Origin of the sequence: Acidovorax sp. 210-6 (assembly GCF_010020825.1) — a bacterium.
GTDB classification, from domain to species: Bacteria; Pseudomonadota; Gammaproteobacteria; order Burkholderiales; family Burkholderiaceae_C; genus Simplicispira; species Simplicispira sedimenti.
In genome coordinates, this window is the sequence record NZ_JAACJE010000001.1 from 3866366 (window position 1) to 3891115 (window position 24750).

Below are 24750 nucleotides of genomic sequence, written 5' to 3' on the forward strand. Positions count from 1 at the left end.
TGCGCAAAATGCTATTGTTTTTATAGCTATTGGGCGATGCTGGCCGGGCGCAGGCGATCCAGCCGGTGGCGGTAGGCCATGTAGTACAGCGTGGGGATGACCACCAGCGTGAGCACGGTGGATACGGCGATGCCGAAGATCAGCGAGATCGCCAGGCCGTTGAAGATGGGGTCGTCCAGGATGAAGAACGCCCCCACCATGGCCGCCAGGCCGGTCAGCACGATGGGCTGGGCGCGCGTGATGGCCGAGTGCACGATGGCGCGCTCGAACGGCACACCCTCACGCACCTGCAGGTTGATGAAGTCCACCAGCAGGATGGAGTTGCGCACGATGATGCCCGCCAGCGCAATCATGCCGATCATGCTGGTGGCCGTGTACTGCGCGCCCAGGATGGCGTGGCCCGGCATCACGCCGATGATGGTCAGCGGGATGGGCGCCATGATGATCAGCGGCGTGAGGTAGCTACCGAACTGCGCCACCACCAGCAGGTAAATCAGGATGAGGCCCACGGCGTAGGCGGCGCCCATGTCGCGGAAGGTCTCGTAGGTGATCTGCCATTCGCCGTCCCACTTGAGGGCGTAGCCGCGCCAGGCGTCGCTGGGCTGGTGGATGAAGAACTCCTCGACCTTGCCGCCGTCGGGCGCGGTGATCTGCGCAATGGCGCTGCGCGCCTGGAACATACCGTACAGCGGGCTGTCCACGCGGCCCGCCATGTCGGCCACGACAAAGTTCACCGGCAGCAAATCCTTGTGATAGACGGGCTGCTCGCGCAGGCTGTCGCTCACGGTCACCAGTTCGCGCAGCGGCACCAGCGCGCCGCTGGCCGTGCGCACACCCAGTTGCAGCAGCGCCTGCAGGTCGCCGTGCAGCGTGGGCGGCAGTTGCAGCGTGGCGGCGGCGGGGTATTTGCTCTGGTCGTGCAGGTAGGCGGCCTGCTCACCGGCCAGGCCTGCGCGCAGCGTGGTCACGATGGCCTGCTGCGGCACGCCCAGCAGCGCGGCCTTGCGCCGGTCCACCAGCAGCAGGGTGCGCGGAGCGTCGGCAATGCTGCTGTCGTCGATGTCCACCAGGCCCTCGGTCTGGGCCAGCGCCTTGCGCACGGCCTGGGCCACCTGGCGGCGGCCTTCGGCGTCGGGCCCATAGACCTCGGCCACGATAGGCGCGAGCACCGGCGGGCCGGGCGGCACCTCCACCACCTTGACGTTGGCGCCAAAGCGCTGGCCAATGGCCTGCAGCGCCGCGCGCTCGCGCATGGCGATGGCGTGGCTTTGCAGCTTGCGCTCGCCCTTGGCCACCAGGTTGACCTGGATGTCGCCCACGTTGCCACCGCTGCGCAGGTAGTACTGGCGCACCAGGCCGTTGAAGTTGATGGGCGCAGCCGTGCCCGCATAGGCCTGGTAGTGCGTGACCTCGGGCACCGTGGCCAGGTGCGCGCCCAGCGCGTGCAGCGTGGCGGCGGTGTGCTCCAGCGGCGTGCCTGCGGGCAGGTCCACCACCACCTGGAATTCGGACTTGTTGTCGAACGGCAGCATCTTGAGCTGCACCCAGCCAATGACGGGCAACGCCACCGACAGCGCGATCAGCGCTGCCACGCCCAGCCCCAGCAGGCGGCGGTTGCGCGCACCCGCCTGGACGTCGAGCAACGGGCGGAAGATGCGCTCGAACACCGGCGCAATGCGCCCGGCCAGGCCCTGCGGCGCTGCGTGGGCTGTGCCCTCGGCGCTGCCGTGGCCGCTGCCGGCGGGCACGGCCTTCATCCACAGGCGCGCGAGCCATGGGGTGACGGCAAAGGCAATGGCCAGCGACAGCAGCATGCCCATGCTGGCGTTGATGGGGATGGGGCTCATGTACGGCCCCATCAGGCCCGACACAAAGGCCATGGGCAGCAGCGCCGCAATGACGGTGAGCGTGGCCAGGATGGTCGGGCCGCCCACCTCGTCCACCGCGCCGGGGATGATCTGCCTCAGCGGCTTGCCGGGGTGCAGGTGCTGGTGCTGGTGGCGGTGGATGTTCTCGACCACCACAATGGCGTCGTCCACCAGGATGCCGATGGAGAAGATCAGCGCAAACAGCGACACCCGGTTGAGCGTGAAGCCCCACACCCAGGACGCAAACAGCGTGGCCGTGAGCGTGAGCACCACGGCCGTGCCCACAATGGCTGCCTCGCGCCGCCCCAGCGCTATGAACACCAGCGCCACCACCGACGCTGTGGCGAACAGCAGCTTGCTGATGAGCTGGCGCGCCTTCTCGTCGGCTGTTGCACCGTAGTTGCGCGTGGTGACCACCTGCACGTCGGTCGGGATCACGGTGCCCTGCAGTTGCGCCACGCGCGATTGCACGGCGTTGGCCACGTCGATGGCGTTTTCGCCCGGCTTCTTGGTCACGGCGATGGTGACGGCCGGATGTTCGGCGGCGTCCTGCCCTGCGGTGCCGTGCCACACGTACTGCGTACTGGGCGGCGCACCGTCGCGCACCTGGGCCACTTCGCGCAGGAACACGGGCTTGCCTGCGCGCACACCCACCACCAGCTCGCCCACCTCTTGCGCATCGCGCAGGAACGGCCCGGCCTCCACCGCCAGCGCCTGGTTGCCGCGCAGCAGCTCGCCCACGGGCAGGCCCTGGTTGGCCGATTGCAGGGCCTGGCGCAGGTCGGCCACGGTCACACCCATGCCCGCCATGCGCGTGGGGTCCATCTCCACCATCACCGCGCGGCCGGGGCCGCCGTGGGTGCGCACTTCGCGCGTGCCGGGTACGCGCTTGAGGTCGGCCTCCACGCTGTGCGCCACGCGCTCCAGGTCGAAGGGGCCGGCATCGGCGCGCGTGCTGTGCAGCGTGAGGCTCAGGATGGGCACGTCGTCAATGCCCTTGGGCTTGATGAGTGGGTCCATCACGCCCAGGTGGCGCGGCAGCCAGTCGGCGTTGGAGTGCACGGTGTCGTACAGGCGCACCAGCGCCTCGGTGCGCGGCACGCCGACCTTGAACTGCACCGTGATGACCGCCATGCCGGGCTGCGAGACCGACATCACATGCTCGGAACCGCTGATCTGCGACAGCACCTGCTCGGCGGGGATGGCGACCATCTGCTCCACGTCGCGCACGCTGGCGCCGGGGAACGGGATCAGCACATTGGCCATGGTGACGTTGATCTGCGGCTCCTCTTCGCGCGGCGTGACCAGCACGGCAAAGACGCCCAGCAGCAGCGCCACCAGCGCCAGCAGCGGCGTGATCTGCGCAGACTGGAAGAAGCTTGCGATGCGGCCCGAGATGCCCAGCGCGGGCGTCTGGTGTTCCTGCGTCATGGCGGCGGTCCTTTCAGCGTGCGCGGGCCGCGGTCTGCGGCTCGGTCAGCACGGCTTCGCCCGCGGCAACGCCGCTGAGCACTTCCACCCGCCCGCCTTCGGCCCGGCCCAGGCGCACCTGGCGCAGCTGGGGCTGGCCGCCCGCGCCCAGCACGTACAGGCCGGTCAGCTCGGCGCGGCGCACCACGGCGCTTTGCGGCACGGTGATGCGCGCACCCTCGCCCGCACCCGGCGCACCGGGCAGCCACAGGCGTGCAAACAGCCCTGGGCGGGCACTGGCCAGGCCTGGGGGCAGGTCGGCACGCACCTGCACCGTGTGCGTGGCGGGGTCCACGGTGGGCAGCACCTGCACGCGCTGCGGCGTGGTCTGCGTGCCCTGGCCCGCCAGCTCCACACGCACGTCCTCCGGCTTGGCGCCTGCGGGCAGGGCCGACTGGGGCACGGCGGCCGTCACGCGCAGTTGCGCCGGGTCGTAGAGCGTGAGCAAGGGGCGTCCGGGCATGGCCATGTCGCCCAGGGCCACGGGCACCTCGGCCACCACGCCGGCATAGGGCGCCCGCACCACGTGCAGGCCGGTTTGCGTGCGCGCGGCGCCCGCCTGGGCGGTTTGCGCGCTGGCCTGGGCGCGGGCGGCACGCACCTCGGCCTCGGCGCGGTCCAGCGCGGCCTGGCTGATGTACTTCTTGGCAAAGAGCTGCTTCTGCCGCTCGTATTCGCGCGTGGCCACGTCGAGCTGCGCACGTGCGGCCTGCACCTGGGCATCGACGGCAGCGGCGCTTTGGTCTGCACTGCGCGCATCGATGCGCAGCAGCAACTGGCCCGCCTGCACCGTGTCGCCCGCCTTGACGGCCAGCTCCACCACGGCGCCGGGCACCTGCGCGGCCACCACGGTCTGGCGCAGTGCCTCGACCACGCCGTCGTAGCTGCTGCGGCCCGCCTGGCTGGCGGCCTGGGCGGGCTCGGTGGCCCACGGTGCAGCCAGTACCGCAACCGGGGCGGTCGCCAGTGCCAGCGCCAGGGCCGCCTGTGAGGAAAGGTTCTTGAACATGGGGTGGTTCCTGCCTGTTCTGCCCTGCTCCGGCGTGCGGACAGGGCTGTTCATGGGATGCGTGTTGCGCTATTATTTGCGTAACTAGTTAAATAGTCAACTAGTTGAAAAGAACGCCATGCAACCGCCTCCCGCCACCCCCTGCCCTCCCGGCGGGCCCACCATTCCGGACGACGTGCTGGAAGCCGTGGCTGCGCACTTCCACGCCCTGGGCGAACCCACGCGCCTGACCCTGCTGCAATGGCTGGCCCAGGGTGAGCACACCGTGGGCGACCTGGCTCGGCGCTGCGGCTGCAGCCCGGCCAATGTCTCGCGCCACCTGGCGCTGCTCATGCGCCACGGCCTGGTGCAGCGCGAACAGCGCGGCCACAGCGCCTGGTACCGCTGCGCCGATGCCTCGGTCGATGCGCTGTGCGACGGCGTGTGCAGCCACCTGGCGCGGCTGGCGCAGCGCCAGCGGGTATTCGGCCCGAACTGACGCACACTACGCGCTTTCACTCCCGTGCCAAGATAGGCGCCCCGCACTTGGCCGCGCCCACTCACCATGATCCTCAACTGTGTTGCCTACGAGAACGGCCGCAAGCTGGCCGATATTGACGTCGAAGCCATCAGCGACTGGCTGCAGCGGCCCGATGCCTTTGTGTGGGTGGCGCTGCGTGACCCCACGCACGAGGAGCTGCGCACCATGCAGGAGGAGTTCGACCTGCACGACCTGGCGGTGGAGGATGCGCTCAAGGGCCTGCAGCGCCCCAAGCTGGAGGAGTACGGCAAGACCTTGTTTGCGGTGATGCGCCTGGTGGAGCCGGACGACGGGGAGCTCAACGTCGGCGATCTGGCGGTGTTTGTGGGGCACAACTTTGTGTTGTCGGTGCGCAGCCGCAGCAAGCAGAACTTTCTGGGCGTGCGCGCCCGTTGCGAGCGCGAGCCGCTGTTGCTGCGCCTGGGCGCGGGCTTTGTGTTCTATGCACTGATGGATGCGGTGGTGGACCGCTACTTCCCGCTGATCGACGATTTCGAGTCGGAGCTGGAGCAAATCGAGCAGGACATTTTCGAGCACGGCACGGCACGCGGCTCGATCGAGCGGCTGTACGCGCTCAAGCGCCGCACCACGGTGCTGCGCCATGCGGTCGCGCCGCTGATGGAGGTGGCGGGCAAGCTGCACGGCGGGCGCGTGCCCGAGGTGTGCACCGGCGCGCAGGAGTATTTCCGCGATGTGCACGACCACCTGGCGCGCATCCAGAACGCGATCGACACCATGCGTGACACCATCGGCACGGCCATCCAGGTGAACCTGTCGATGGTGACCATCGAGGAGTCGGAGACCACCAAGCGCCTGGCGGCCTGGGCCGCGATTTTTGCGGTGTCCACGGCCATGGCAGGCATCTGGGGCATGAACTTTGAGCACATGCCCGAACTGAAGTGGGCCTTTGGCTATCCCATGGCGCTGGGCGCGATCGTCAGCGCCGGTGCCTTGCTGTACTGGCGTTTCCGCAAGGCGGGCTGGCTGTGATTGCAAGCCAAATTGGCTTCTAGCGCCTATCCATCAAGCGCAAACAGCTATTATTCTGATAGCAGATTTGGACTATGTTGGCGGCCCAGGTGCCTGAAGGCCAGCCAGGCCAGCACGGCCCAGACCGTGGTGCGCAGCGCCATGGCGGCCACGGTGCGCATCTCGAAAGCGCCCCCCTGCGCGATGTGCACCCCCAGCACGGCGAAGGTCAGCGCCGTGGCCGCCGCAATCAAGGCGGCCAGGGGGGCCGCCCAGCGCTGGCGCAGGCCCATGCCCAGGCCCGCCACCACGTAGGCAAAGCCTGCGCCAAAGTTGAACCACAGCACAAAGGGCACGTAGGCCCCTGCCGCAGCGCGCGCCGCAGCGCTGCCAAACAGCACGCTGCCGCCCTCCTTCAGCGTGAGCAGACCGAAGGCCACGGCCAGCAGTGCCATGGCGCGCAGGGCCAGGGTTCCTGGGGCACGGGGGGTGGGGTTGCCAGAGGGCATGCGAGATCTCCTGCCGGAAAGAGCCCTGCACGGGCCAGATACTGTTGTGTTTGCACCACCCGGCTTGCCGCAGAGGCTACCCGGTGGCAGCGGCACGGGCCATCATAGGGCCGCCGCTTCGGCCCACGGGCTGGGGCACCCTGGAGCAAAGGAATCATGGACCTGCAAGCGCGCATGCAACGGCTGACGGACTGGCTGCTGGGCACCGAGCCGGCCATGCGCATCCGCATGGGGATGGCCTCGTTTGCGGTGCTGATGATGGCGCTGTGCATCGTGGTGGTGCTGATGCTGGTGCACGCGGGCTTTGGCCACAAGGACTGGGCCTGGTGGTGGGCGCTGTGCACCGCGGGTGGGCTGATTTCCGTGCTGGTGCTGATCCGCAGCGGCTGGTCGCTCCGCCTGCAGGACCCGTCCATGACGCAATGGCAGATCCGCTACGCACTGGCCTGCAACGCCGCCGCCTACGTGCTCCTGGGGCAGGCGCGCGGGGTCACGCCGGTGATCCTGTCGCTGGTGCTGATGTTCGGCATCTTCGGCATGACGGCGCGGCAACTGGCCGCCAACATGGCCTATGCCCTGCTGGTGTTTGGCGCTGCCCTGGCCACGGTGGCCATGCTCGATGAGCCGGGGCGCTCGCCCGCGCTGGAGGCAGCGCATGGCGCCATGATCGTGCTGGTGCTGATGGGCAGCACCTTCATTGCCATCCGGCTGCAGCACATCCGGCGCCGGCTGACGCAGCAGAAGCACCAGCTCTCGCAGGCGCTGGAGCGCATCAGCCACCTGGCCACGCACGATGAGCTCACCGGGTTGGTGAATCGTCGGCACATGACCGAACTCATCGGCGTGGAGCGCCAGCGTTGCGAGCGTGCCGGGCGACCGCTGGTGCTGGCGATTCTGGACCTGGACCATTTCAAGAGCATCAACGACAGCGAGGGCCATGCCGTGGGTGACCAGGTGCTGCAGGCATTTGCCCGGACGGTGCAGGCCACCGTGCGCAACACGGACATGCTCGCGCGCTGGGGCGGCGAGGAGTTCGTGCTCATGCTGTACGACAGCGACGCCGCCAGTGCACTGGGCCTGCTGGAGCGCGTGCGGGCCAAGGTGCAGGCCATGGAGCTGCCGTTCGACGGGCGCAGCGTGCGGGTGACGGTGTCGATGGGCGTGGCGCTGTCTCGGCCGGGCGAGCCGCTGGAGCGACTCCTGGAGCGCGCCGACATCGCGCTCTATGCGGCCAAGTCGCAGGGGCGCAACCGCGTGGTGCTGCAGGACGAGGCCACGCCGGGCGTGTGAAGCCGCCCCAGGGCAAGTCGGTTTAGGGCCTGTTCACACTTTTTTTACCAGATGCGTTGCGATCAAAAAGGGCCAGGCGCAAGACGCCAAACGAAGCTGGGGTGCAGCCCCAGCGAGGCTTGGCAACGCCGCGCATGGCCCTTTTTGGTCACAACCCGAAGGGAACACGGTGAAAGCCGGGCCACTCGTCGTTGCACTCCTAGCCAAGGCCCCGGCCTTGGCGTCGTCCCGCGCCTAGATTGGCGCGGTTTGCACCGTGTTCGCACTGGCAAAAATAGTGTGAACAGGCCCTAGATAAAATATGGCTACAGCGCTCTGTTCATGGGCGCAAGCAGCTATATTTTTAATAGCAAATCAACCCGCCTTGCGCTGGCGTGCTCGCTGCAGGTTGCGCTCTGCGGTGCGCGGGTCCATGCCGTACATGTCGGCAAAGGCTTCCACGGTCTGGCCGCTGGCCTCGAAGGCGTGCAGCAGCGCTTCTTCGCGGGCGTGCTGTGCAGCCAGTTCGGCCAGGGCTTCGTCGAGCAGCGCCTGGGCCTGGGCATCGCGGATGTGCACGCGGGCGCAGTAGTCGTCGCGCGTGAGACCGCTGGCGTCGATGGCGCGGGCCATGCGGGTGCGGATCTTGGCGCGCCATTCGTCACCACCGCGCTCCTGGCGGCGGCGGTACAGCTCCCACAGGGCGTGGTGCACATGCTCGGGGGCCATGGGCTCCACGCTCTGGCCCTGCAGGTCGTGCCGGGGCTGGCCTGCGGCCACGGCCTGCAGGTAGCGGGTGGAGCGGGTGTGCACGCCCAGCGCGAGCTTGAGGGCTTCGCGCTCGAACTGTTCGGGGTGGGCGGCCATCAGGTCGTCGAAGATGCCGCGCTTGAGCGGCAGCGGCGCCTCGCCAAACAGGCGCGGGTACAGCGCCGCCAGCTCCAGCAGCGCAGGCGGCTGGGGGCGGCTGGGCCGGGGCGCGGCGGCAGCGGGGGCGGCATTGCCCCCCGGCGCACGGCGGCCCGGGCGGCCACGGCCCTGGCGGCGCGCGCCATCAGGGCGCTGCGCGGCCTGCGCAGGGGCAGGCGCCGCATCGCCGGGGGCGGCGGGGGCAGGAGAGGAGGCGTCGGTGGCCGGCACGGAATCGGTCATGGGAGGCAGGGTTTGCAGGAAAACAAGCCCGCGATCATCTCAGAAATCGGCTGCGCGGCTCATGCAAGCGCATCGTCCAGCACCTGAATCCAGTGGCGCACGGGCGTATCGGTGCCGCTTTGCAGGTGGGTGATGCAGCCGATGTTGGCCGAGATGATGACCTGCGGCGCGAGCTGGCCCAAGTGGCCGAGCTTGCGCTCGCGCAGTTGCTGCGACAGCGCGGCCTGCAGCACCGAATAGGTGCCCGCCGAGCCGCAACACAGGTGCGACTCCCGGGGCAGGCGCACGTCAAAGCCCAGCGCGCGCAGGTGTTCTTCGACGGTGCCGCGCAGCTGTTGGCCGTGCTGCAGCGTGCAGGGCGGGTGGTAGGCCAGCACGCCGGGCAAGGCGCCCTGCGGCTTGCTGCGCAGGCGCTCTTGCAGCCGCGGGGTGATGTCGGGCAGCAGTTCGGACAGGTCCCGCGTGAGCGCGCTGATGCGGGCGGCCTTGTCGGCGTACTGCGCGTCGTGCTGCAGCAGGTGGCCGTATTCCTTGACGGTGACACCGCAGCCCGAGGCATTCATCACGATGGCCTCGACCTCGCCCTTTTCCACCCAGGGCCACCAGGCGTCGATGTTGGCGCGCATCTGCGCCAGGCCGCCTTCCTGGTCGTTGAGGTGGAACTTGACGGCGCCGCAGCAACCCGCCTCACGCGCCACCACGGTCTGTATGCCTGCGGCGTCGAGAACGCGCGCGGTGGCCGTGTTGATGCCCGGCATCATGGAAGGTTGCACGCAGCCTTCGAGCATGAGCACCTTGCGCGCGTGCTGGCGTGTGGGCAGCGCGCCTGCGTCCTCGCGTGCGGGCACCTTGGCGCGCAGCGCCTGGGGCATGAGGCCGCGCACGGCCTGGCCCATCTTCATGGCCGGGCCGAACAGCGGCGAGGGCAGGCCTTCCTTGAGCGCCCAGCGCACAGCGCGCTCGCCCGCCGGGCGCGGCACCTTGGCATCCACGATCTTGCGGCCAATGTCCACCAGGTGGCCGTACTGCAAGCCGCTGGGGCAGGTGCTTTCGCAGTTGCGGCAGGTCAGGCAGCGGTCCAGGTGCAACTGCGTGCTGCGCGTGGGCTGTGCGCCTTCGAGCACCTGTTTGATGAGGTAGATGCGGCCGCGCGGGCCGTCGAGTTCGTCGCCCAGCAACTGGAAGGTGGGGCAGGTGGCGGTGCAAAAGCCACAGTGCACGCACTTGCGCAGGATGGCTTCGGCCTCGGTGCCTTCGGGGGTGCCTTGGAATTCGGGGGCCAGTTGGGTTTGCATGGCGGCTCTCGGGGGATGGGGTGCGGACAGGGGTTCAGGGGTGGTCGTGCGCATCCGGCGCAGCGGGGGCTTGCGCGCCAGGGGCTGCCGGGGCGTTGCGCCGTGTCCGTGGCCACAAGCGGGCACGGTCGATCCACAGCGGGGGCACGGCCAGGGCGCACAGCACCAGCGCCAGCGGCACCACAAAGACGAAGCCCACGTGCTTGAAGCCCGCCGCCCCGGCAATGCCGCCCACCAGGAACATGGCCGTGAGCCCGGCAAACAGGGCCAGGCGCTGGTGGTTGGCGCGCACGCGCAGCTCGGGCCGCTCGGCGCTGTGGTTCCAGTACAGCAGTTTGCCCAGCTCGATGCCCAGGTCGGTGATGGTGCCGGTCATGTGGGTGGTGCGGATCTGGGCTGCCGACATCTTGGTGACGGTGGCGTTCTGCAGGCCCATGATGAAGGACAGCAGCAAGACCGTGGCGGGCACGGCAAAGGGTGTGCGCCAGTGCAGCGTGGCCGCCCCCAGCAGGCCGAACACCAGCATGAGCATCGCCTCGATCAGCAGCGGCAGCGCGTAGGTGCTGTGCAGTTTGCGCTTCTTGGCCCAGTGGATGAGGATGGTGGTGACCGCAGCCCCGGACACGAACGCCAGCAAAGCCCCCAGCGCGCCGAGTACCAGCACGGTATTGCCCAGCACCAGGTGGTCGGCCAGCATGGACAGGAAGCCCGTCATGTGCGAGGTGTAGAGCTTGACCACCAGAAAGCCGCCCGCATTGATCGCACCGGCATTGAACGCCAGCAGCAGGCCCAGGCGGCGGTTGCTGTCGCTGGTGCGGTGCTGTCCGGTCAGGTGGCGAAAGCGGCGCATGTCAATCCATGCCGACCGATGCGCCGGGGTTGAAGATCCCGGCCGGGTCAAAGCTCTGGCGCACGCGCTCGTGCAGGGCGCGCAGTGCGGAGGGCAGGCCGCCTTCGGGCGCGGCGGCGGCGGCATCGGACGGTCTGAACCGCCGCGCATGGCCACCCACAGCGCGCGCGGCTTCGCGCAGCGCGTTGGCATGGGCTGCGGGGGCCCACACCCAGCGCAACGCGCCATGCCATTCGATGAGCGGCGGCATCAGGTCTGCGGGCAGGTCCAGCGCGGGCGCCGCGGTGGGCACGGACAGGCGCCACAGGTCCAGCCCGGTATCGGGTGCGCCTGCGGCAAACCAGGGCAGGCGCTGGTCACGGCAGGCCTCCCAATCGGCAGCAGCGGCGCTGGCGTCCATGCGCTCGCCTCCAAGGCTGCGGCAGGCGGACTCGACCGCAGCGCTGGCGCCGCGCAGGCGCAGGTACAGGGTGTCGGCCCCGGCATCGTGCACCCAGCAACTGGCGTTGAGCGGCAGCGGCTGGCCGCACCAGGCCTGCAGGCGACCCAGCGCGTCGGACTGGCTGCATTCAAAGCGCAGCGTGGCCTCGGCCGGGGGCACGGGCAGCACTTTGAGGCTGACTTCGGTGAGCACCCCGAGCTGCCCCAAACTGCCCGCCATGAGGCGCGAGACGTCGTACCCGGCCACGTTCTTCATCACCTGGCCGCCAAAGCGCAGGTCCTGGCCCAGGCCGTTGATCATGCGCACGCCCAGCACGTAGTCGCGCACACCGCCCACACTGGCGCGCGCCGGGCCGGCCAGGCCGGCGGCCACCATGCCGCCCACGGTGCCGCCGCTGGCAAAGCGTGGGGGCTCGAAGGGCAGGTACTGGCGCTGCTGCGCAAGCACCTGCTCCAGCTCGGTCAGCGGCGTGCCCGCGCGCACGGTCACCACCAGCTCGGTGGGTTCGTGGTTGACGATGCCGTGGTAGGGGCGCGTGTCCAGCAGCTCGCCCAGCGGCAGGCTGCCCATGCCTTGTTTGGTGCCCCCGCCGCCAATGCGCAGCGGGGCCTGGCGCGCGTGGGCGGCGCGCACCTGGTCGATGAGGGTTTGCAGAGCCTGGTCCATGGCGGGGAATGGTACGCGCCAGGGCCGCGCCGTGCATGGCCTGCGCGCGCGCCGGGGCATGAATTTTCTGCACAGGGGCGATGAGCGATTTCGGCCACAGCGCCTGGCATGATGCCAATGGTCACTCGATTGCTATGCTTTTGATAGCTGCTTGCGATGAAAGTACGGGCGCTGGAGGCCAAAATGACAAAAAGCCCGCCCTTGGAGGGGGCGGGCAAGCTCGGAGGGTCTCGCAGGCCCTGCACCGGCGCCACCAGACACCGGTGCAGAGCGGGGCTGCTTACCGCGAGTAAGCGGTTTCGCCGTGGGAGGTGATGTCCAGGCCTTCGCGTTCGGCCTCTTCGCTCACGCGCAGGCCCACCAGCAGATCGGCGATCTTGTAGGCCACCACAGCCACCACGCCCGACCACACCAGGGTGATGAGCACGCTCTTGATCTGCACCCAGACCTGGTGGCCCATGGCGTAGGTGTCGGGGGTCAGGCCGCCCGTGCCGCCCAGGCTTTGCGCGGCGAACACGCCCGTCAGGATGGCGCCCACAATGCCGCCCACGCCGTGCACACCGAACACGTCGAACGCGTCGTCGGCACCCAGCATGCGCTTGAGCCCGCCCACGCCCCACAGGCAGACGATGCCAGCGATCAGGCCCATGACGATGGAGCCCATGGGGCCGACGAAGCCCGCGGCGGGGGTGACAGCCACCAGACCGGCCACGGCACCCGAGGCGGCGCCCAGCATGGAGGCCTTGCCCTTGTGCAGCGTTTCGCCTGCCAGCCAGGACAGGGTGGCCGCCGCCGTGGCCAGCACGGTGTTGACGAAGGCCAGGCCCGCCACGCCGTTGGCCGCACCGGCCGAACCGGCGTTGAAGCCAAACCAGCCCACCCACAGCAGCGACGCACCCACCATGGTCAGCGTGAGGCTGTGCGGCGTCATGGCCTCGCGGCCGAAGCCGATGCGCTTGCCCACCATGTAGGCACCCACCAGGGCCGCGATACCGGCGTTGATGTGCACCACAGTGCCGCCCGCGAAGTCGAGCGCGCCGTCCTTGGCCAGCAGGCCGCCGCCCCACACCATGTGCGCCATGGGGATGTAGCTGAAGGTGAACCACAGCACGGCGAAGATCAGCACGGCGGAGAAACGGATGCGCTCGGCAAACGCGCCCACGATCAGCGCCACGGTGATGGCGGCAAAGGTGGACTGGAAGGACACGAACACGTACTCGGGAATCGTGGGCAGCAGGCCCGAGAGCGTGTCGGGCGCAATGCCCTTGAGGAAGAGCTTGTCGGTGCCGCCAAAGAACTGCCCTTCCCCCGAGAAGGTCAGGCTGTAGCCGTACAGGGCCCACAGCACGCTGATGAGTGCGAACACCACGAACACCTGCACCAGCACGGACAGCATGTTCTTGGAGCGCGCCAGACCACCGTAGAACAGGGCCAGGCCCGGAATGGTCATCAGAATGACGAGCAGCGTGGAGGTCAGCATCCACGCGGTGTCGCCCGAGTCGAGCTTGGGCGCGGGGGCCGGGGCCTCGGCGGGAGCCGCTTCGGCCACGGCGGGGGCAGCGGGGGCTGCGGCCGCAGGGGCTGGCGCAGCGTCGGCGGGTGCGGTCACGGCCGCGGGCTCGGTGGCCGCAGGCGCCTGGGCCCAGGCCAACGGCCCGGCGGCCCACAGGCCCAGCCCCAGCACCAGGGAGGCAAGCAGTTTTTTCATGGCAGATCCTTGCGTTCGGAATGGGGAGGGTGGGGTCAGATGGCGTCCGGGCCTGTTTCGCCGGTGCGGATGCGGATGACCTGTTCGAGCGGCGCGACAAAGATCTTTCCGTCACCGATCTTGCCGGTGCGGGCGGCGCCTTCGATGGCTTCGATGGTGCGGTCCACCAGGTCGTCGGCCACTGCGGCTTCGATCTTCACCTTGGGCAGAAAGTCCACCACGTACTCGGCGCCGCGGTACAGCTCGGTATGGCCCTTCTGGCGGCCGAAGCCCTTGACCTCGGTCACCGTGATGCCCTGCACCCCGATGTCGGACAGCGCCTCGCGCACTTCGTCGAGCTTGAACGGCTTGATGATGGCAGTCACCATTTTCATTTTCAGGTCCTCCTTACAGGGTTTTGGTCAGGGTGACGATCAGGCGCGACTTGTTCACGTGCCCGAAATACGCCTTCTTGCTGGCCGCGACCACGGCTGCGCCCAGCGAGAGGCCGCCACCAAAGTCGTAGGCACCGCCCAGGCTGTAGTCGGTGTAGTTGGGCACGCCCGTGTCCTTGATGTCGCCCGCAAAACGGGTGAAGCCCAGCGAAGCCTTGAGCGTGGTCTTGAGGAACACCTCCTGCGCAAAGCCCAGCGCCAGGTAGCCGGTGTTGCGGCCCTTGCGGCCCGAACCCGACTTGGCGCCGGCAAAGCCGAAGTAGTCGTCCGACACGGTGTGCGAATACTTGGCCGTGACCGGGCCCCAGGTGGCCGCGGCATACAGCTCGGTGGTGTTGCCCGTGCTGTTGCCGGGGTACACGTAGGTCAGCGCGCCCAGGTCCCAGTCCAGCCCGGCGCCCTTGAATTTGTAGCCGCCGTACAGGTCCATCTCGATGGAGTTGCCACTGAGCCAGTCCACGCTGGAGTTCCAGTTGCCCACGTACCAGCCGGACTCGCCGAACGCGTAGTCGAAGCCGCCCTGCACCGCAGGCTTGACGGCCTTGGACTGGCTCGCGTCCTGGTCCTGGCCACGGAACTTGTAGTTGGTGGTGAGGCTGAGGTTGCCGCTCAGTTGCGCGCTGGCCACCAGGGGCAGGGCCGCCACCAGGGCGACGCCCAGGGCCTTGAGGGATGCGTGGTTCATGGTCACTCCTGTAAAGATTCGTTGCGATAAGCCCTCAAAGCACAGACCATGCCAAGCCCTTGCACCCCTGCGCTGGCGCGCTGCGGCGCCGTTCCCGGCTACAGTGCGGGGGCTTGTGCGCGGGAGCACGCACCGCTGTGGTGCACCAGGCCCCGCCCCTGCCTTGCACTTGATTGGGGAGAACACCGCCGATGAGTCTTGCTTTGGTGCAAAGCCGCGCGCTGCTGGGCCTGGCCGCGGCGCCCGTCACCGTGGAGGTGCACCTGGCCAACGGCCTGCCCAGCTTCACGCTGGTGGGCTTGGCCGAGGTCGAGGTGAAGGAGGCCCGCGAGCGCGTGCGCTCGGCGCTGATGAACGCGGGCCTGGAGTTCCCCAGCAACAAGCGCATCACCGTGAACCTGGCCCCTGCCGACCTGCCCAAGGACTCGGGCCGCTTCGACCTGCCCATTGCCCTGGGCATCCTGGCCGCCAGCGGCCAGATCGACTCGGCACGCCTGGCGGGCTGGGAGTTTGCGGGGGAGCTTTCGCTCTCGGGCGAACTGCGCCCGGTGCGCGGCGCCCTGGCCACCAGCCTGGCGCTGCACGGCATGCAGGCCGGCGTGCGCCTGGTGCTGCCTCCGGGCAGCGCCGAGGAGGCCGCGCTGGTGCCCGGCACCCAGGTCTGGCGTGCGCGTCATCTGCTGGATGTGGTGCAGCCGTTCCTGCCCGACGGCGCTGCCGCCCTGCCCCTGGAAGACGCCGCCACCGATGGCGGCGGTTGGGCGCGCATGCAGCCCCAGCCAGCGCGAGCGGCCACCCCCTACCCTGACCTGGCAGACGTGAAGGGGCAGGCCGCCGCCAAGCGCGCGCTGGAGATTGCCGCCGCAGGCGGGCACAGCCTGCTGATGTCGGGGCCGCCGGGGTCGGGCAAGTCCATGCTGGCACAGCGCTTTGCCGGCCTGCTGCCCGACATGGCCGTGGACGAAGCGCTGGAGAGCGCCGCCGTGGCCAGCCTGGCGGGGAGCTTTGCGCTGGAGCACTGGGCCCGCAGACCCACACGCCAGCCACACCACACGGCCAGCGCCGTGGCGCTGGTGGGCGGGGGCTCGCCACCCAGGCCGGGGGAGATTTCACTGGCGCACCACGGGGTGCTGTTCCTGGACGAGCTGCCGGAGTTCCCGCGCGCCGCGCTCGAAGCGCTGCGCGAACCGCTGGAGACCGGGCGCATCACCATTGCGCGCGCAGCGCAGAGCGCTGAGTTCCCGGCGCGCTTTCAGCTCATTGCCGCCATGAACCCCTGCCCCTGCGGGCACCGGGGGGACGCACGGCGCGCCTGCCGCTGCACCCCCGACCAGGTGGCACGCTACCAGGCCAAGCTCAGCGGCCCGCTGCTGGACCGCATCGACCTGCACGTAGAAGTACCCGCCCTGGCACCACAGGAGCTGCTGCAGACCAGCCCAGGCGAGGCCAGCGCCGTGGTGCGCACGCGCGTGGCCCTGGCCCGGCAACGGGCCCTGCAGCGCCAGGGCGCGCCCAACCAGGCTTTGCACGGGCAGCAGATCGACACCCAGGCACGGCTGGAGCCCGCAGCGGCGCAGTTTCTGCAGACCGCAGCGGCACGGCTGGGCTGGTCGGCCCGTGCCACCCACCGGGCGCTCAAGGTGGCGCGCACCATCGCCGATCTGGCGGGCGCCGAAGGCACGCAAGTGGCCCATGTGGCCGAGGCCATGCAGTACCGGCGCACGCTGCACGACTGAAGCCTGGCCAGGCACGGGTGGTTTGACGGACAATATGCGGGTTTTCCCGCGCCATGGGGGTGGTCGGATGTGTCGTTTGACTTATGCCCCAAAGCAATAACAAATCGAAGAAACTAGCCATATTGGCGCAGTAAGAAGCCCCGCCCTTTTCTCTCTTCTTTTCTCCTGACTGACCACACCATGAGCGCATTTCACGAAGAACGCGTGCTGACCGTGCACCACTGGACGGATCGGCTTTTCAGCTTCACCACCACCCGGGACCCGGCGCTGCGGTTCTCGAACGGGCACTTCACCATGATCGGCCTGAAGGTGAACGACAAGCCGCTGCTGCGCGCCTACAGCATCGTGAGCGCCAACTACGAGGAGACACTGGAGTTCCTCTCCATCAAGGTGCCCGACGGCCCGCTGACCTCGCGCCTGCAGCACATCCAGGTGGGCGACACCATCATCGTGGGCAAGAAGCCCACGGGCACGCTGCTGATCGACTACCTGCTGCCGGGCAAGCGGCTGTACCTGCTGTCCACCGGCACGGGGCTGGCACCGTTCATGAGCGTGATCCGCGACCCCGAAACCTACGAGCGCTTCGAGCATGTGGTGCTGGTGCACGGCGTGCGCCAGGTCAATGAGCTGGCCTACCACGACTACATCACCCAGGATCTGCCCCAGCACGAGTTCCTGGGCGAGCTGGTGAGCAAGCAGCTCAAGTACTACCCTACGGTCACGCGCGAGCCCTTCCGCAACCAGGGCCGCATCACCGATCTCATCAAGACTGGCAAGCTGTTCACCGACCTGGGCCTGCCCGCACTGGACCCGATCAACGACCGCGTGATGCTGTGCGGCAGCCCCGAGATGCTGGCCGACCTGAAGCAGATGCTGGAACATGCCGACTTTGAAGAAGGCAACACCACGCGGCCGGGCGACTTTGTGATCGAGCGCGCCTTCGTCGAAAAATGAACGCCCACACGCCGCCGCAGCCACAGACGCCCGAGCGGGCGTTGCGCTGCGCACTGGTGGGCATGCCGGGCGCAGGCAAATCCACCGTGGGCCGGCAGCTGGCCCAGCGCATGGGGGTGCCCTTTGTCGATCTGGACCACCACCTGGAAAAGCAACTGGGCTGCAGCATCCGCCAGTTCTTTGAAGCCGAGGGCGAGGAGCGTTTCCGGACGCTGGAGTCCGAGGCGTTGGCCGACATCGCCCAGCGCCCCGGCGGCATGGTGCTGTCCACCGGCGGCGGCGCCGTGCTGCGCCCCGAGAACCGCGACTGCCTGCGCCGCTTTGGCGCGGTGATGTACCTGCGCGCATCGCCCGACGACATCTTCCGCCGCATCCGCCACGACAAGACGCGCCCGTTGCTGCAGGTGGCCCAGCCGCTGGAGCGCCTGCGCGAGCTGTACGCCCAGCGCGACCCGCTGTACCGGCAGACGGCGCATTACGTCATCGAAACCGGCCGCCCCTCGGTGGGCACCCTGGTGAACATGATCGTGATGCAGCTGGACCTCGCGGGCCTCACGCCGCAAGCCGCCCCCTGATCACAGCCGCTGGCGCCCCAGCCAGGCCTGCAGGTCCGGCAACGCCATGGGCCGCGCGTACAGGTAGCCCTGGGCCGCATCACACCCTTCCTGGGCCAGAAAGTCCCACTGCGCGGGTTGCTCAACCCCTTCGGCCAGCGTGGACAGCCCCAGGCTGCGCCCCATGGCAATCACGGTGCGGCAAATGGCCGCATCGTTGGGGTCGCTCAGGATGTCGCGCACAAAGGACTTGTCGATCTTGATCTGGTCCAGCGGCAGGCGCTTGACATAGTTGAGCGAGGAGTAGCCCGTGCCAAAGTCGTCCAGCGAGAAGCGCACCCCGAGCGCCTTGAGCGCCTGCATGGTCTCTACGGTCTGCTCGATGTTGTCGAGCAGCATGCTTTCAGTGATCTCGAGCTTGAGCAGCGCAGGGTCGATGCCGTGCGAGCGCAGTTGCACGCGCACGTTGTGCACGAAATCTGGCTGGTGGAGCTGGCGCGCGCTCACATTGACGGCCATGCCCAACCCGGCCAGGCGCGGGTCGGCCTCCCATGCGGCCATGGTGCTGCAGGCTTGGCACAGCACCCATTGCCCGATGGGCAGGATCAGCCCCGTCTCCTCGGCCAGCGGAATGAAGTCCAGCGGCTGCACCTGCCCGCGCTGCGGGTGTTCCCAGCGCACCAGGGCCTCCACACCCAGACAGCGGCCCTGGGTGTCCACCTGGGGCTGGTAGTGCAACACCAGCTCGTTGCGTTGCACGGCCTGGCGCAGGTCCGCCTCCAATGCGGCGCGGGCATTGAGGCGCGCCTGGATCGCCGGATCGAAAAACCGCACCGTGTTGCGCCCGGCAGCCTTGGCCTGGTACATGGCCAGGTCGGCGCGCTTGAGCAGTTCGTCGGTGCCCAGCGCATGGCCCAAAAACATGGACACCCCCACGCTGGCGCTGCCCTGGTACTGCACCGCACCGATGGCACAGGGCTGTGACAACTGCGCCACCACCTTGTCGCCAATCCTGCCCGCCTGGGCCACGGCGGTTTCCAGGTCTTCATCGAGCTGCTGCACCAGCAGCACGAACTCGTCTCCGCCCAGGCGCGCGACCGTGTCGCCCTCGCGCACACAGGTGCGCAGGCGCTGCGCCATCTCGATCAGCAGGCGGTCCCCCATCGCATGGCCGTGGGTGTCGTTGAGGTTCTTGAAATGGTCCAGGTCCAGGTACAGCAAGGCGCGGTACTTGCCGCTGCGCGCACTGGCGGCCATGCTCTGCTGCAGCCGGTCGTGCAGCAGGCGCCGGTTGGGCAGGCCCGTGAGCGGGTCGAAGAAAGCCAGCTGGTAGGCCTCTTCCTCGGCCTGCTTGCGGTCGGTGATGTCACGCCAGACGCAGTACAGCACGGCATGGTCCTGCAGCTCCAGCCGCGCCAGCGTCACCTCGACCGGCAGGCTGCGGCCGTCGGCACGGCAATGCTCCCATTCAAAGCGCGCCAGGCCATCGCGCAGCGCGCGCTGCATCATCTCCTCGGCCTTGTCGAACGAGGAGCGCCCGTCGGGCTGGAACTCGGGCGAGAGCCGCGAGGGGTGCTGCAGGATGTCTTCGCGCCGTGCATAGCCCAGCGCCTGCACCGCCGCCAGGTTGCAGTCGGTGAACGCGCCGTTCTCAATGATCCAACACGGGTCGGGTGAGTTGTTGAACAGGTCGCGAAAGCGCTGCTCGCTGCGCTGCAATTGGTCGGCCAGGGTCTGCAAGCGCTGGGCCTGCGCCAGGCGCTCCAGCACCTGGCAAAACAAGGCCAGCCAGGGCTCGCAGGGCGCAAAAGCTGCCGCGTCGCCCAGCACCAGCGCAATCTCCCTGGGGCCTGCGGCACCGTCCGTCCATGCATAGGCACGTTCGCTGGCGCCTGGCGCCGTGCCGCCAGCGGGCACGACCTCGGCGCGTGCAACGCCCGGCAGGCTACGCAGATAGTCCAGGACGCGGGCCGTCAATCCCGGCTTGTCTGCCCCTGCACACAGCACGGCCAGCGCTTGCAGCGCAGGCGCGGGCATGCCGGGCGGTGGGGTGGGCAGATTCATGGGGCCCAAGTCTGGTACCCCTGGGCGCCTGCGTCAAGAAAGAATGCCCGCCGCCTGGCGCAGGCGGGCGCTTCAGTCAGAGGTTGGGGGCCAACAGGCGGCGCAGTTCGGCCTCGTCCATGCCGCGGCGCTGGGCCATGTCGGCGAGCTGGTCTTCGCCGATCTTGCCCACACTGAAATAGGTGCTTTGTGGGTGCCCCAGGTAAAAGCCGCTCACGCTGGCGGCAGGCGCCATGGCCAGGCCTTCGGTGAGCTGCATGCCGATCTCGCCGCATTGCAGGTGTGCAAACAGGGCGCGCTTGGCGCTGTGGTCCGGGCAAGCCGGGTAGCCGGGCGCGGGACGGATGCCCTGGTACTGCTCGGCGATCAGCGCCTCGTTGTCGAGCTGTTCGCCACGCGCATAGCCCCACAGATCGGTGCGCACGCGCTGGTGCAGATATTCGGCGAAGGCCTCGGCCAGGCGGTCGGCCAGGCTCTTGAACAGGATGGCCGAGTAGTCGTCGTGTTCCGCGAGGAACTCCTGCTCCTTCTTCTCCACGCCCAGGCCCGCCGTGACGGCGAACAGGCCGGCGTAATCGGCGATGCCGCTGCCCTTGGGCGCCACGAAGTCGGCCAGGCAGCGGCTCGGACGCATCTGGCCCTCGACGGCGTGCTTTTCGGTCTGCTGGCGCAGGCCGTACCAGGTCAGGGCGACCTGGCTGCGCGTCTCGTCGGTGTAGAACTCGATGTCGTCGCCCACGCTGTTGGCGGGCAGCAGCGCCAGCACACCGCTGGCCTGCAGCCAGCGGCCCTCGATGATCTTCTTGAGCATGGCCTGGCCGTCGGCAAACACGCGCCGCGCCTGCTCGCCCACCACCTCGTCCTGCAGGATGGCGGGATAGGCGCCCGCCAGGTCCCAGGTCTGGAAGAACGGGCCCCAGTCGAGGTAGGGCACGAGTTCGGCCAGGTCGATGTTGCTGAGCACGCGGCGCCCGATCAGGCGCGGCACCGTGGGCTGGTAGGCAGCCCAGTCGATGGCGGTGCGGTTGGCGCGGGCCTTGTCCAGCGGCCACAGCGGCACCTGCTTCTTGTTGGCGTGCTGGCTGCGCACCTTGTCGTAGTCGGCCTGCACTTCCTGCACAAAGCTGGCGGCGTTGTCGCCCAGCAGGTTCTGCGCCACGCCCACGCTGCGCGAGGCGTCGGGCACATAGACCACGGGGCCTTCGTAGTGCGGCGCGATCTTCACGGCGGTGTGTACGCGGCTGCAGGTGGCGCCGCCAATGAGCAGCGGGATCTTCTTGATGCGGAAATGCTCGTCCTTCTGCATTTCGCCGGCCACGTACTGCATCTCTTCGAGGCTGGGCGTGATCAGGCCCGACAGGCCGATGATGTCGGCCCCTTCCGCCTTGGCGCGGGCCAGGATCTCGTGGCAGGGCACCATCACGCCCATGTTCACCACCTCGAAGTTGTTGCACTGCAGGACCACGGTGACGATGTTCTTGCCGATGTCGTGCACGTCGCCCTTGACGGTGGCGATGACGATCTTGCCCTTGGTGCGCACGTCGCGCCCGGCGGCCTCGTCCTGGCGCTTCTCCTCTTCGATGTAGGGGATGAGGTGCGCCACGGCCAGCTTCATCACGCGCGCGCTCTTGACCACCTGCGGCAGGAACATCTTGCCCTGGCCGAACAGGTCGCCCACGATGTTCATGCCGTCCATCAGCGGGCCTTCGATCACGTGCAGCGGGCGGCCGCCGTCGGCCACGATGGCGCGGTAGGCCTCCTCGGTGTCCTCGGTGATGAACTCGGTGATGCCGTGCACCAGCGCGTGCGACAGGCGCTCGCGCACGGGGGCCTTGCGCCATTCGAGGCGCTTGCTCTCGTCCTTGGCCGCGCCCTTGGCGTTTTCGGCGATCTCGACCAGGCGCTCGCCGGCGTCGGGCCGGCGGTTGAGCACCACGTCTTCGACGCGCTCGCGCAGCACGGGTTCGAGGTCGTCGTACACGCCCACCATGCCGGCGTTGACGATGCCCATGTCCATGCCCGCCTGAATCGCGTGGTACAGGAACACGGTGTGGATGGCCTCGCGCACCGGGTCGTTGCCACGGAAGCTGAAAGAGACGTTGGACACGCCGCCCGACACCTTGGCGCCCGGCAGGTTCTGCTTGATCCAGCGCGTGGCGTTGATGAAGTCCACCGCGTAGTTGTTGTGTTCTTCGATGCCCGTGGCAATGGCGAAGATGTTGGGGTCGAAGATGATGTCTTCGGGCGGGAAGTCCACTTCATCCACGAGGATGCGGTAGGCGCGCTCGCAGATCTCGATCTTGCGCTCGTAGGTGTCGGCCTGGCCCTTCTCGTCAAAGGCCATCACCACGGCCGCCGCGCCGTAGCGTTTGACCAGGTGCGCCTGGCGCTTGAACTCCTCCACCCCCTCCTTCATGGAGATGGAGTTGACGATGCCCTTGCCCTGCAGGCAACGCAATCCAGCCTCGATGACCTCCCACTTGGAGCTGTCCACCATCACAGGCAGGCGCGCGATGTCGGGCTCGGAGGCCATCAGGTTGAGGAAGCGCACCATGGCCGCCTTGCTGTCGAGCATGGCTTCGTCCATGTTGACGTCGATGACCTGCGCGCCGTTCTCCACCTGCTGGCGGGCCACGGCCAGGGCTTCCTCGAACTGGCCGCCCAGGATCATGCGCGCGAACGCCTTGGAGCCGGTGACGTTGGTACGCTCGCCCACGTTGACGAACAGCGAATCCGCGCCGATGGAGACGGGCTCCAGGCCCGACAGCTTCATGGGGGGAAGGGAAATTTCAGACATGCGGCCCACCTGTGCAATACAACCCGGAACAGGTGAGCGTCGTTGCGGGTGACTGGATTCCCCAAGCCTGACAGATCCGGCAGGGGATCTGCTGCAACGCTCCTTGGGGGCAGGGCGGGATTTTACCGGCTACTTTTCCACCGTGCCCAGCGCAGCAGGCCCCAGGGCCGATGCGGGCAAGCCGAACAGCTTGTCGAACACCCAACTGAACACAAAGGTGTAGCACAGGAAAAACACGATCAGGCCCAGGTCCATGAGCAGCGCCTCCCACAGGCTGATGTCGAACCACCAGGCAAACAGCGGCACCAGGGTGAACACCAGCCCGCCCTCGAACCCGATGGCGTGCGCCACCCGCCGGCGCAGGCTGCGGCCGCGCACAGCCTGGCGCGCTTCCCAGCGCTCGAACAAGGTGTTGAAGAGGATGTTCCAGGCCACGGCCACCGCCGAGGAGACCACGGCCATCACGCCCGAGTGGCCCATGTCCTGCCCGGTGTAGCGGGACAGGCCCACCGTGACCACCGCAATGGCAATGAGTTCGTAAATGGAGACATAGACCACACGGCGGCGCACGCCCTGCAGCCCGGCAATCAGGGCAGGAGAAGACATCAGGTGCGCATGGTACCGCGCCACGGCCCACCCACTGGGCCTATTCACCCCGCTCCGCAGTGCGGAAGACACAAATGAAACGGGGCTCCAGCGCAATAAAAACGTGCGCCAACAGCTATAAAAATAATAGCATTCACAAACCTGTCACACCCGGTTAAGCTGTGCGACAAACCTCAGAGCCCAGGCATAGGAGACATGCATGCAAGCCCCTTTTGAAAGCCGCAACAAAGACCTGGCCAAGCGCTGGGGCCGCTGGCAGCCCGATGTGGGCAGCTCTGCGCAGGACCTGCGCAATGACGGCCAGCCCGAGCGGCGCAAGACCGGCAAGCACCGGGGCGAGGTGTCGCTGCAGGACTTCGACCCGGCGGACAAGCCCTTTTCCACCGGCGAAAAGAACCAGGACAAGGCGTTGGTCGAATCGCTCGCGCTGGAACTGGACGAACTGCAGAACCTGTTCTACGCCGACAAGCGCTACAAGCTGCTGGTGATCCTGCAGGGCACGGACACCTCCGGCAAGGACGGCACCATCCGCGGCGTGTTCGGCCGCATGAGCGCGCTGGGCGTGCACACCGTGGGCTGGAAGGCCCCCAACGAGGCCGAGCGCGCGCACGACTACCTCTGGCGCATCCACCAGCAGGTGCCGCAGGCGGGCGACATCACCATCTTCAACCGCAGCCACTACGAGGACGTGCTGGTGCCCGTGGTCAACGGCTGGATCACGCCCGAGCAGCAGCACCAGCGCTATGGCCATATCAATGACTTCGAGCGCATGCTGAGCCAGACCGGCACCATCGTGCTCAAGTTCATGCTGCACATCAGCCACGAGGAACAGCGCCTGCGCCTGCAGGAGCGCCTGGACGACCCCACCAAACACTGGAAGTTCGCGATGAGCGACATCGATGCACGCAAACAGTGGGCCCAGTACCAGCACGCCTACGAGCAGTTGCTGGCAGCCACCCACACGCCCTGGGCGCCCTGGACCATCGTGCCGGCCGACTCCAAGACGCACCGCAACCTCATGATCGCCACCGTGCTGCGCGAGGTGCTGCGCAACCTGGACCTGCGCTACCCGCCGGGCGACCCGGCGCTGGCCCACTTCAAGGTGGAATGAACGCCCACGCGGCGACCCACGCGTGGTTATGCATCAGATGCATAACCACCGAACACACTGGCCTTGGACAAGTCCCCACCCC

20 protein-coding genes and 1 riboswitch are annotated in these 24750 nt (G+C 68.2%); of the genes, 7 read left to right on the forward strand and 13 right to left on the reverse strand.

Annotated features, from left to right (window positions below):
* Positions 1-26 precede the first annotated feature (26 nt).
* Positions 27-3299: an efflux RND transporter permease subunit gene (locus tag GWK50_RS18020; RefSeq protein ID WP_162017725.1), complete on the reverse strand. Its 3273-nt coding sequence runs from the start codon at positions 3297-3299 to the stop codon at positions 27-29.
* Between the two features lie 13 nt (positions 3300-3312).
* Positions 3313-4347, reverse strand: a complete 1035-nt coding sequence (locus GWK50_RS18025; protein WP_162017726.1) for an efflux RND transporter periplasmic adaptor subunit — start codon at positions 4345-4347, stop codon at positions 3313-3315.
* A 118-nt stretch (positions 4348-4465) separates the two neighbouring features.
* On the opposite strand from GWK50_RS18025, the gene GWK50_RS18030 reads away from it, so the two are divergent.
* Together GWK50_RS18030 and GWK50_RS18035 are read left to right on the forward strand one after the other, a co-directional pair.
* Entirely contained in the window at positions 4466-4825 is a 360-nt protein-coding gene (locus GWK50_RS18030; RefSeq protein WP_162017727.1) for a metalloregulator ArsR/SmtB family transcription factor, read from the forward strand.
* A 66-nt stretch (positions 4826-4891) separates the two neighbouring features.
* Positions 4892-5857 (forward strand): magnesium and cobalt transport protein CorA, encoded by a 966-nt coding sequence (locus tag GWK50_RS18035; protein ID WP_162017728.1) that lies wholly within the window; start codon positions 4892-4894, stop codon positions 5855-5857.
* A gap of 50 nt (positions 5858-5907) precedes the next feature.
* Here the strand turns inward: GWK50_RS18035 and GWK50_RS18040 are convergent, their stop codons facing one another.
* A complete protein-coding gene (locus GWK50_RS18040; RefSeq protein ID WP_162017729.1) occupies positions 5908-6345 on the reverse strand; it encodes a hypothetical protein in 438 nt (145 codons plus the stop codon).
* Positions 6346-6501: 156 nt separating this feature from the next.
* On the opposite strand from GWK50_RS18040, the gene GWK50_RS18045 reads away from it, so the two are divergent.
* Entirely contained in the window at positions 6502-7635 is a 1134-nt protein-coding gene (locus GWK50_RS18045; protein ID WP_162017731.1) for a GGDEF domain-containing protein, read from the forward strand.
* 354 nt (positions 7636-7989) lie between these two features.
* Here the strand turns inward: GWK50_RS18045 and GWK50_RS18050 are convergent, their stop codons facing one another.
* The 7 genes from GWK50_RS18050 to GWK50_RS18080 all read right to left on the reverse strand — a co-directional run bounded on the left by GWK50_RS18050 (position 7990) and on the right by GWK50_RS18080 (position 14846).
* Complete coding sequence (locus tag GWK50_RS18050; RefSeq protein WP_162017733.1) at positions 7990-8766, reverse strand: ProQ/FINO family protein; 777 nt, start codon at positions 8764-8766, stop codon at positions 7990-7992.
* Positions 8767-8825: 59 nt separating this feature from the next.
* Positions 8826-10061, reverse strand: coding sequence for a glycolate oxidase subunit GlcF (glcF, locus tag GWK50_RS18055; RefSeq protein ID WP_162017734.1), 1236 nt, complete (start codon positions 10059-10061; stop codon positions 8826-8828).
* A 34-nt stretch (positions 10062-10095) separates the two neighbouring features.
* Positions 10096-10911, reverse strand: a complete 816-nt coding sequence (locus GWK50_RS18060) for a YoaK family protein (protein ID WP_162017735.1) — start codon at positions 10909-10911, stop codon at positions 10096-10098.
* A gap of 1 nt (position 10912) precedes the next feature.
* The gene (glcE, locus tag GWK50_RS18065; RefSeq protein ID WP_162017737.1) at positions 10913-12019 is read right to left on the reverse strand and encodes a glycolate oxidase subunit GlcE; all 1107 of its coding nucleotides are present in this window, start codon (positions 12017-12019) and stop codon (positions 10913-10915) included.
* Positions 12020-12299: 280 nt separating this feature from the next.
* The gene (gene amt / locus GWK50_RS18070; RefSeq protein WP_162017738.1) at positions 12300-13727 is read right to left on the reverse strand and encodes an ammonium transporter; all 1428 of its coding nucleotides are present in this window, start codon (positions 13725-13727) and stop codon (positions 12300-12302) included.
* A 35-nt stretch (positions 13728-13762) separates the two neighbouring features.
* The gene (gene glnK / locus GWK50_RS18075) at positions 13763-14101 is read right to left on the reverse strand and encodes a P-II family nitrogen regulator (RefSeq protein WP_162017739.1); all 339 of its coding nucleotides are present in this window, start codon (positions 14099-14101) and stop codon (positions 13763-13765) included.
* A gap of 13 nt (positions 14102-14114) precedes the next feature.
* The gene (locus tag GWK50_RS18080) at positions 14115-14846 is read right to left on the reverse strand and encodes a TorF family putative porin (protein ID WP_162017740.1); all 732 of its coding nucleotides are present in this window, start codon (positions 14844-14846) and stop codon (positions 14115-14117) included.
* A 191-nt stretch (positions 14847-15037) separates the two neighbouring features.
* On the opposite strand from GWK50_RS18080, the gene GWK50_RS18085 reads away from it, so the two are divergent.
* From GWK50_RS18085 to GWK50_RS18095, 3 genes are all read left to right on the forward strand, one after another.
* On the forward strand, positions 15038-16582 hold the full coding sequence (locus GWK50_RS18085; RefSeq protein ID WP_162017741.1) for a YifB family Mg chelatase-like AAA ATPase: 1545 nt from the start codon (positions 15038-15040) through the stop codon (positions 16580-16582).
* 180 nt (positions 16583-16762) lie between these two features.
* Positions 16763-17536, forward strand: a complete 774-nt coding sequence (locus GWK50_RS18090; RefSeq protein ID WP_162017742.1) for a ferredoxin--NADP reductase — start codon at positions 16763-16765, stop codon at positions 17534-17536.
* Positions 17533-18111 (forward strand): shikimate kinase, encoded by a 579-nt coding sequence (locus tag GWK50_RS18095; protein ID WP_162017743.1) that lies wholly within the window; start codon positions 17533-17535, stop codon positions 18109-18111. Before GWK50_RS18090 ends, GWK50_RS18095 begins: the two co-directional genes overlap by 4 nt.
* On the opposite strand, the gene GWK50_RS18100 is transcribed toward GWK50_RS18095, so the two are convergent.
* The 3 genes from GWK50_RS18100 to GWK50_RS18110 all read right to left on the reverse strand — a co-directional run bounded on the left by GWK50_RS18100 (position 18112) and on the right by GWK50_RS18110 (position 23557).
* A complete protein-coding gene (locus GWK50_RS18100) occupies positions 18112-20154 on the reverse strand; it encodes an EAL domain-containing protein (RefSeq protein WP_162017744.1) in 2043 nt (680 codons plus the stop codon).
* Positions 20155-20230: 76 nt separating this feature from the next.
* Positions 20231-22951 carry a methionine synthase gene (gene metH / locus GWK50_RS18105; protein WP_162017745.1) on the reverse strand — a complete coding sequence of 907 codons (2721 nt, stop codon included), beginning with the start codon at positions 22949-22951 and terminating at the stop codon, positions 20231-20233.
* A 27-nt stretch (positions 22952-22978) separates the two neighbouring features.
* Positions 22979-23062: riboswitch (S-adenosyl-L-homocysteine riboswitch) on the reverse strand.
* A gap of 18 nt (positions 23063-23080) precedes the next feature.
* A complete protein-coding gene (locus tag GWK50_RS18110; RefSeq protein WP_242455427.1) occupies positions 23081-23557 on the reverse strand; it encodes a PACE efflux transporter in 477 nt (158 codons plus the stop codon).
* A gap of 199 nt (positions 23558-23756) precedes the next feature.
* On the opposite strand from GWK50_RS18110, the gene GWK50_RS18115 reads away from it, so the two are divergent.
* Positions 23757-24668, forward strand: a complete 912-nt coding sequence (locus tag GWK50_RS18115; protein WP_162017746.1) for a PPK2 family polyphosphate kinase — start codon at positions 23757-23759, stop codon at positions 24666-24668.
* Positions 24669-24750 lie beyond the last annotated feature (82 nt).

Bases quoted from the DNA above. Each gene is read 5' to 3' on its own strand.
- GWK50_RS18040 (WP_162017729.1), bottom strand. From the start codon at position 6,345: ATGCCCTCTGGCAACCCCACCCCCCGTGCCCCAGGAACCCTGGCCCTG.
- amt (WP_162017738.1), bottom strand. From the start codon at position 13,727: ATGAAAAAACTGCTTGCCTCCCTGGTGCTGGGGCTGGGCCTGTGGGCC.
- GWK50_RS18030 (WP_162017727.1), top strand. From the start codon at position 4,466: ATGCAACCGCCTCCCGCCACCCCCTGCCCTCCCGGCGGGCCCACCATT.
- GWK50_RS18045 (WP_162017731.1), top strand. From the start codon at position 6,502: ATGGACCTGCAAGCGCGCATGCAACGGCTGACGGACTGGCTGCTGGGC.
- glnK (WP_162017739.1), bottom strand. From the start codon at position 14,101: ATGAAAATGGTGACTGCCATCATCAAGCCGTTCAAGCTCGACGAAGTG.
- GWK50_RS18090 (WP_162017742.1), top strand. From the start codon at position 16,763: ATGAGCGCATTTCACGAAGAACGCGTGCTGACCGTGCACCACTGGACG.
- GWK50_RS18050 (WP_162017733.1), bottom strand. From the start codon at position 8,766: ATGACCGATTCCGTGCCGGCCACCGACGCCTCCTCTCCTGCCCCCGCC.
- glcE (WP_162017737.1), bottom strand. From the start codon at position 12,019: ATGGACCAGGCTCTGCAAACCCTCATCGACCAGGTGCGCGCCGCCCAC.
- metH (WP_162017745.1), bottom strand. From the start codon at position 22,951: ATGTCTGAAATTTCCCTTCCCCCCATGAAGCTGTCGGGCCTGGAGCCC.
- GWK50_RS18025 (WP_162017726.1), bottom strand. From the start codon at position 4,347: ATGTTCAAGAACCTTTCCTCACAGGCGGCCCTGGCGCTGGCACTGGCG.
- GWK50_RS18060 (WP_162017735.1), bottom strand. From the start codon at position 10,911: ATGCGCCGCTTTCGCCACCTGACCGGACAGCACCGCACCAGCGACAGC.
- GWK50_RS18035 (WP_162017728.1), top strand. From the start codon at position 4,892: ATGATCCTCAACTGTGTTGCCTACGAGAACGGCCGCAAGCTGGCCGAT.
- GWK50_RS18100 (WP_162017744.1), bottom strand. From the start codon at position 20,154: ATGAATCTGCCCACCCCACCGCCCGGCATGCCCGCGCCTGCGCTGCAA.
- GWK50_RS18085 (WP_162017741.1), top strand. From the start codon at position 15,038: ATGAGTCTTGCTTTGGTGCAAAGCCGCGCGCTGCTGGGCCTGGCCGCG.
- GWK50_RS18115 (WP_162017746.1), top strand. From the start codon at position 23,757: ATGCAAGCCCCTTTTGAAAGCCGCAACAAAGACCTGGCCAAGCGCTGG.
- GWK50_RS18110 (WP_242455427.1), bottom strand. From the start codon at position 23,557: ATGTCTTCTCCTGCCCTGATTGCCGGGCTGCAGGGCGTGCGCCGCCGT.
- GWK50_RS18095 (WP_162017743.1), top strand. From the start codon at position 17,533: ATGAACGCCCACACGCCGCCGCAGCCACAGACGCCCGAGCGGGCGTTG.
- GWK50_RS18080 (WP_162017740.1), bottom strand. From the start codon at position 14,846: ATGAACCACGCATCCCTCAAGGCCCTGGGCGTCGCCCTGGTGGCGGCC.
- GWK50_RS18020 (WP_162017725.1), bottom strand. From the start codon at position 3,299: ATGACGCAGGAACACCAGACGCCCGCGCTGGGCATCTCGGGCCGCATC.
- glcF (WP_162017734.1), bottom strand. From the start codon at position 10,061: ATGCAAACCCAACTGGCCCCCGAATTCCAAGGCACCCCCGAAGGCACC.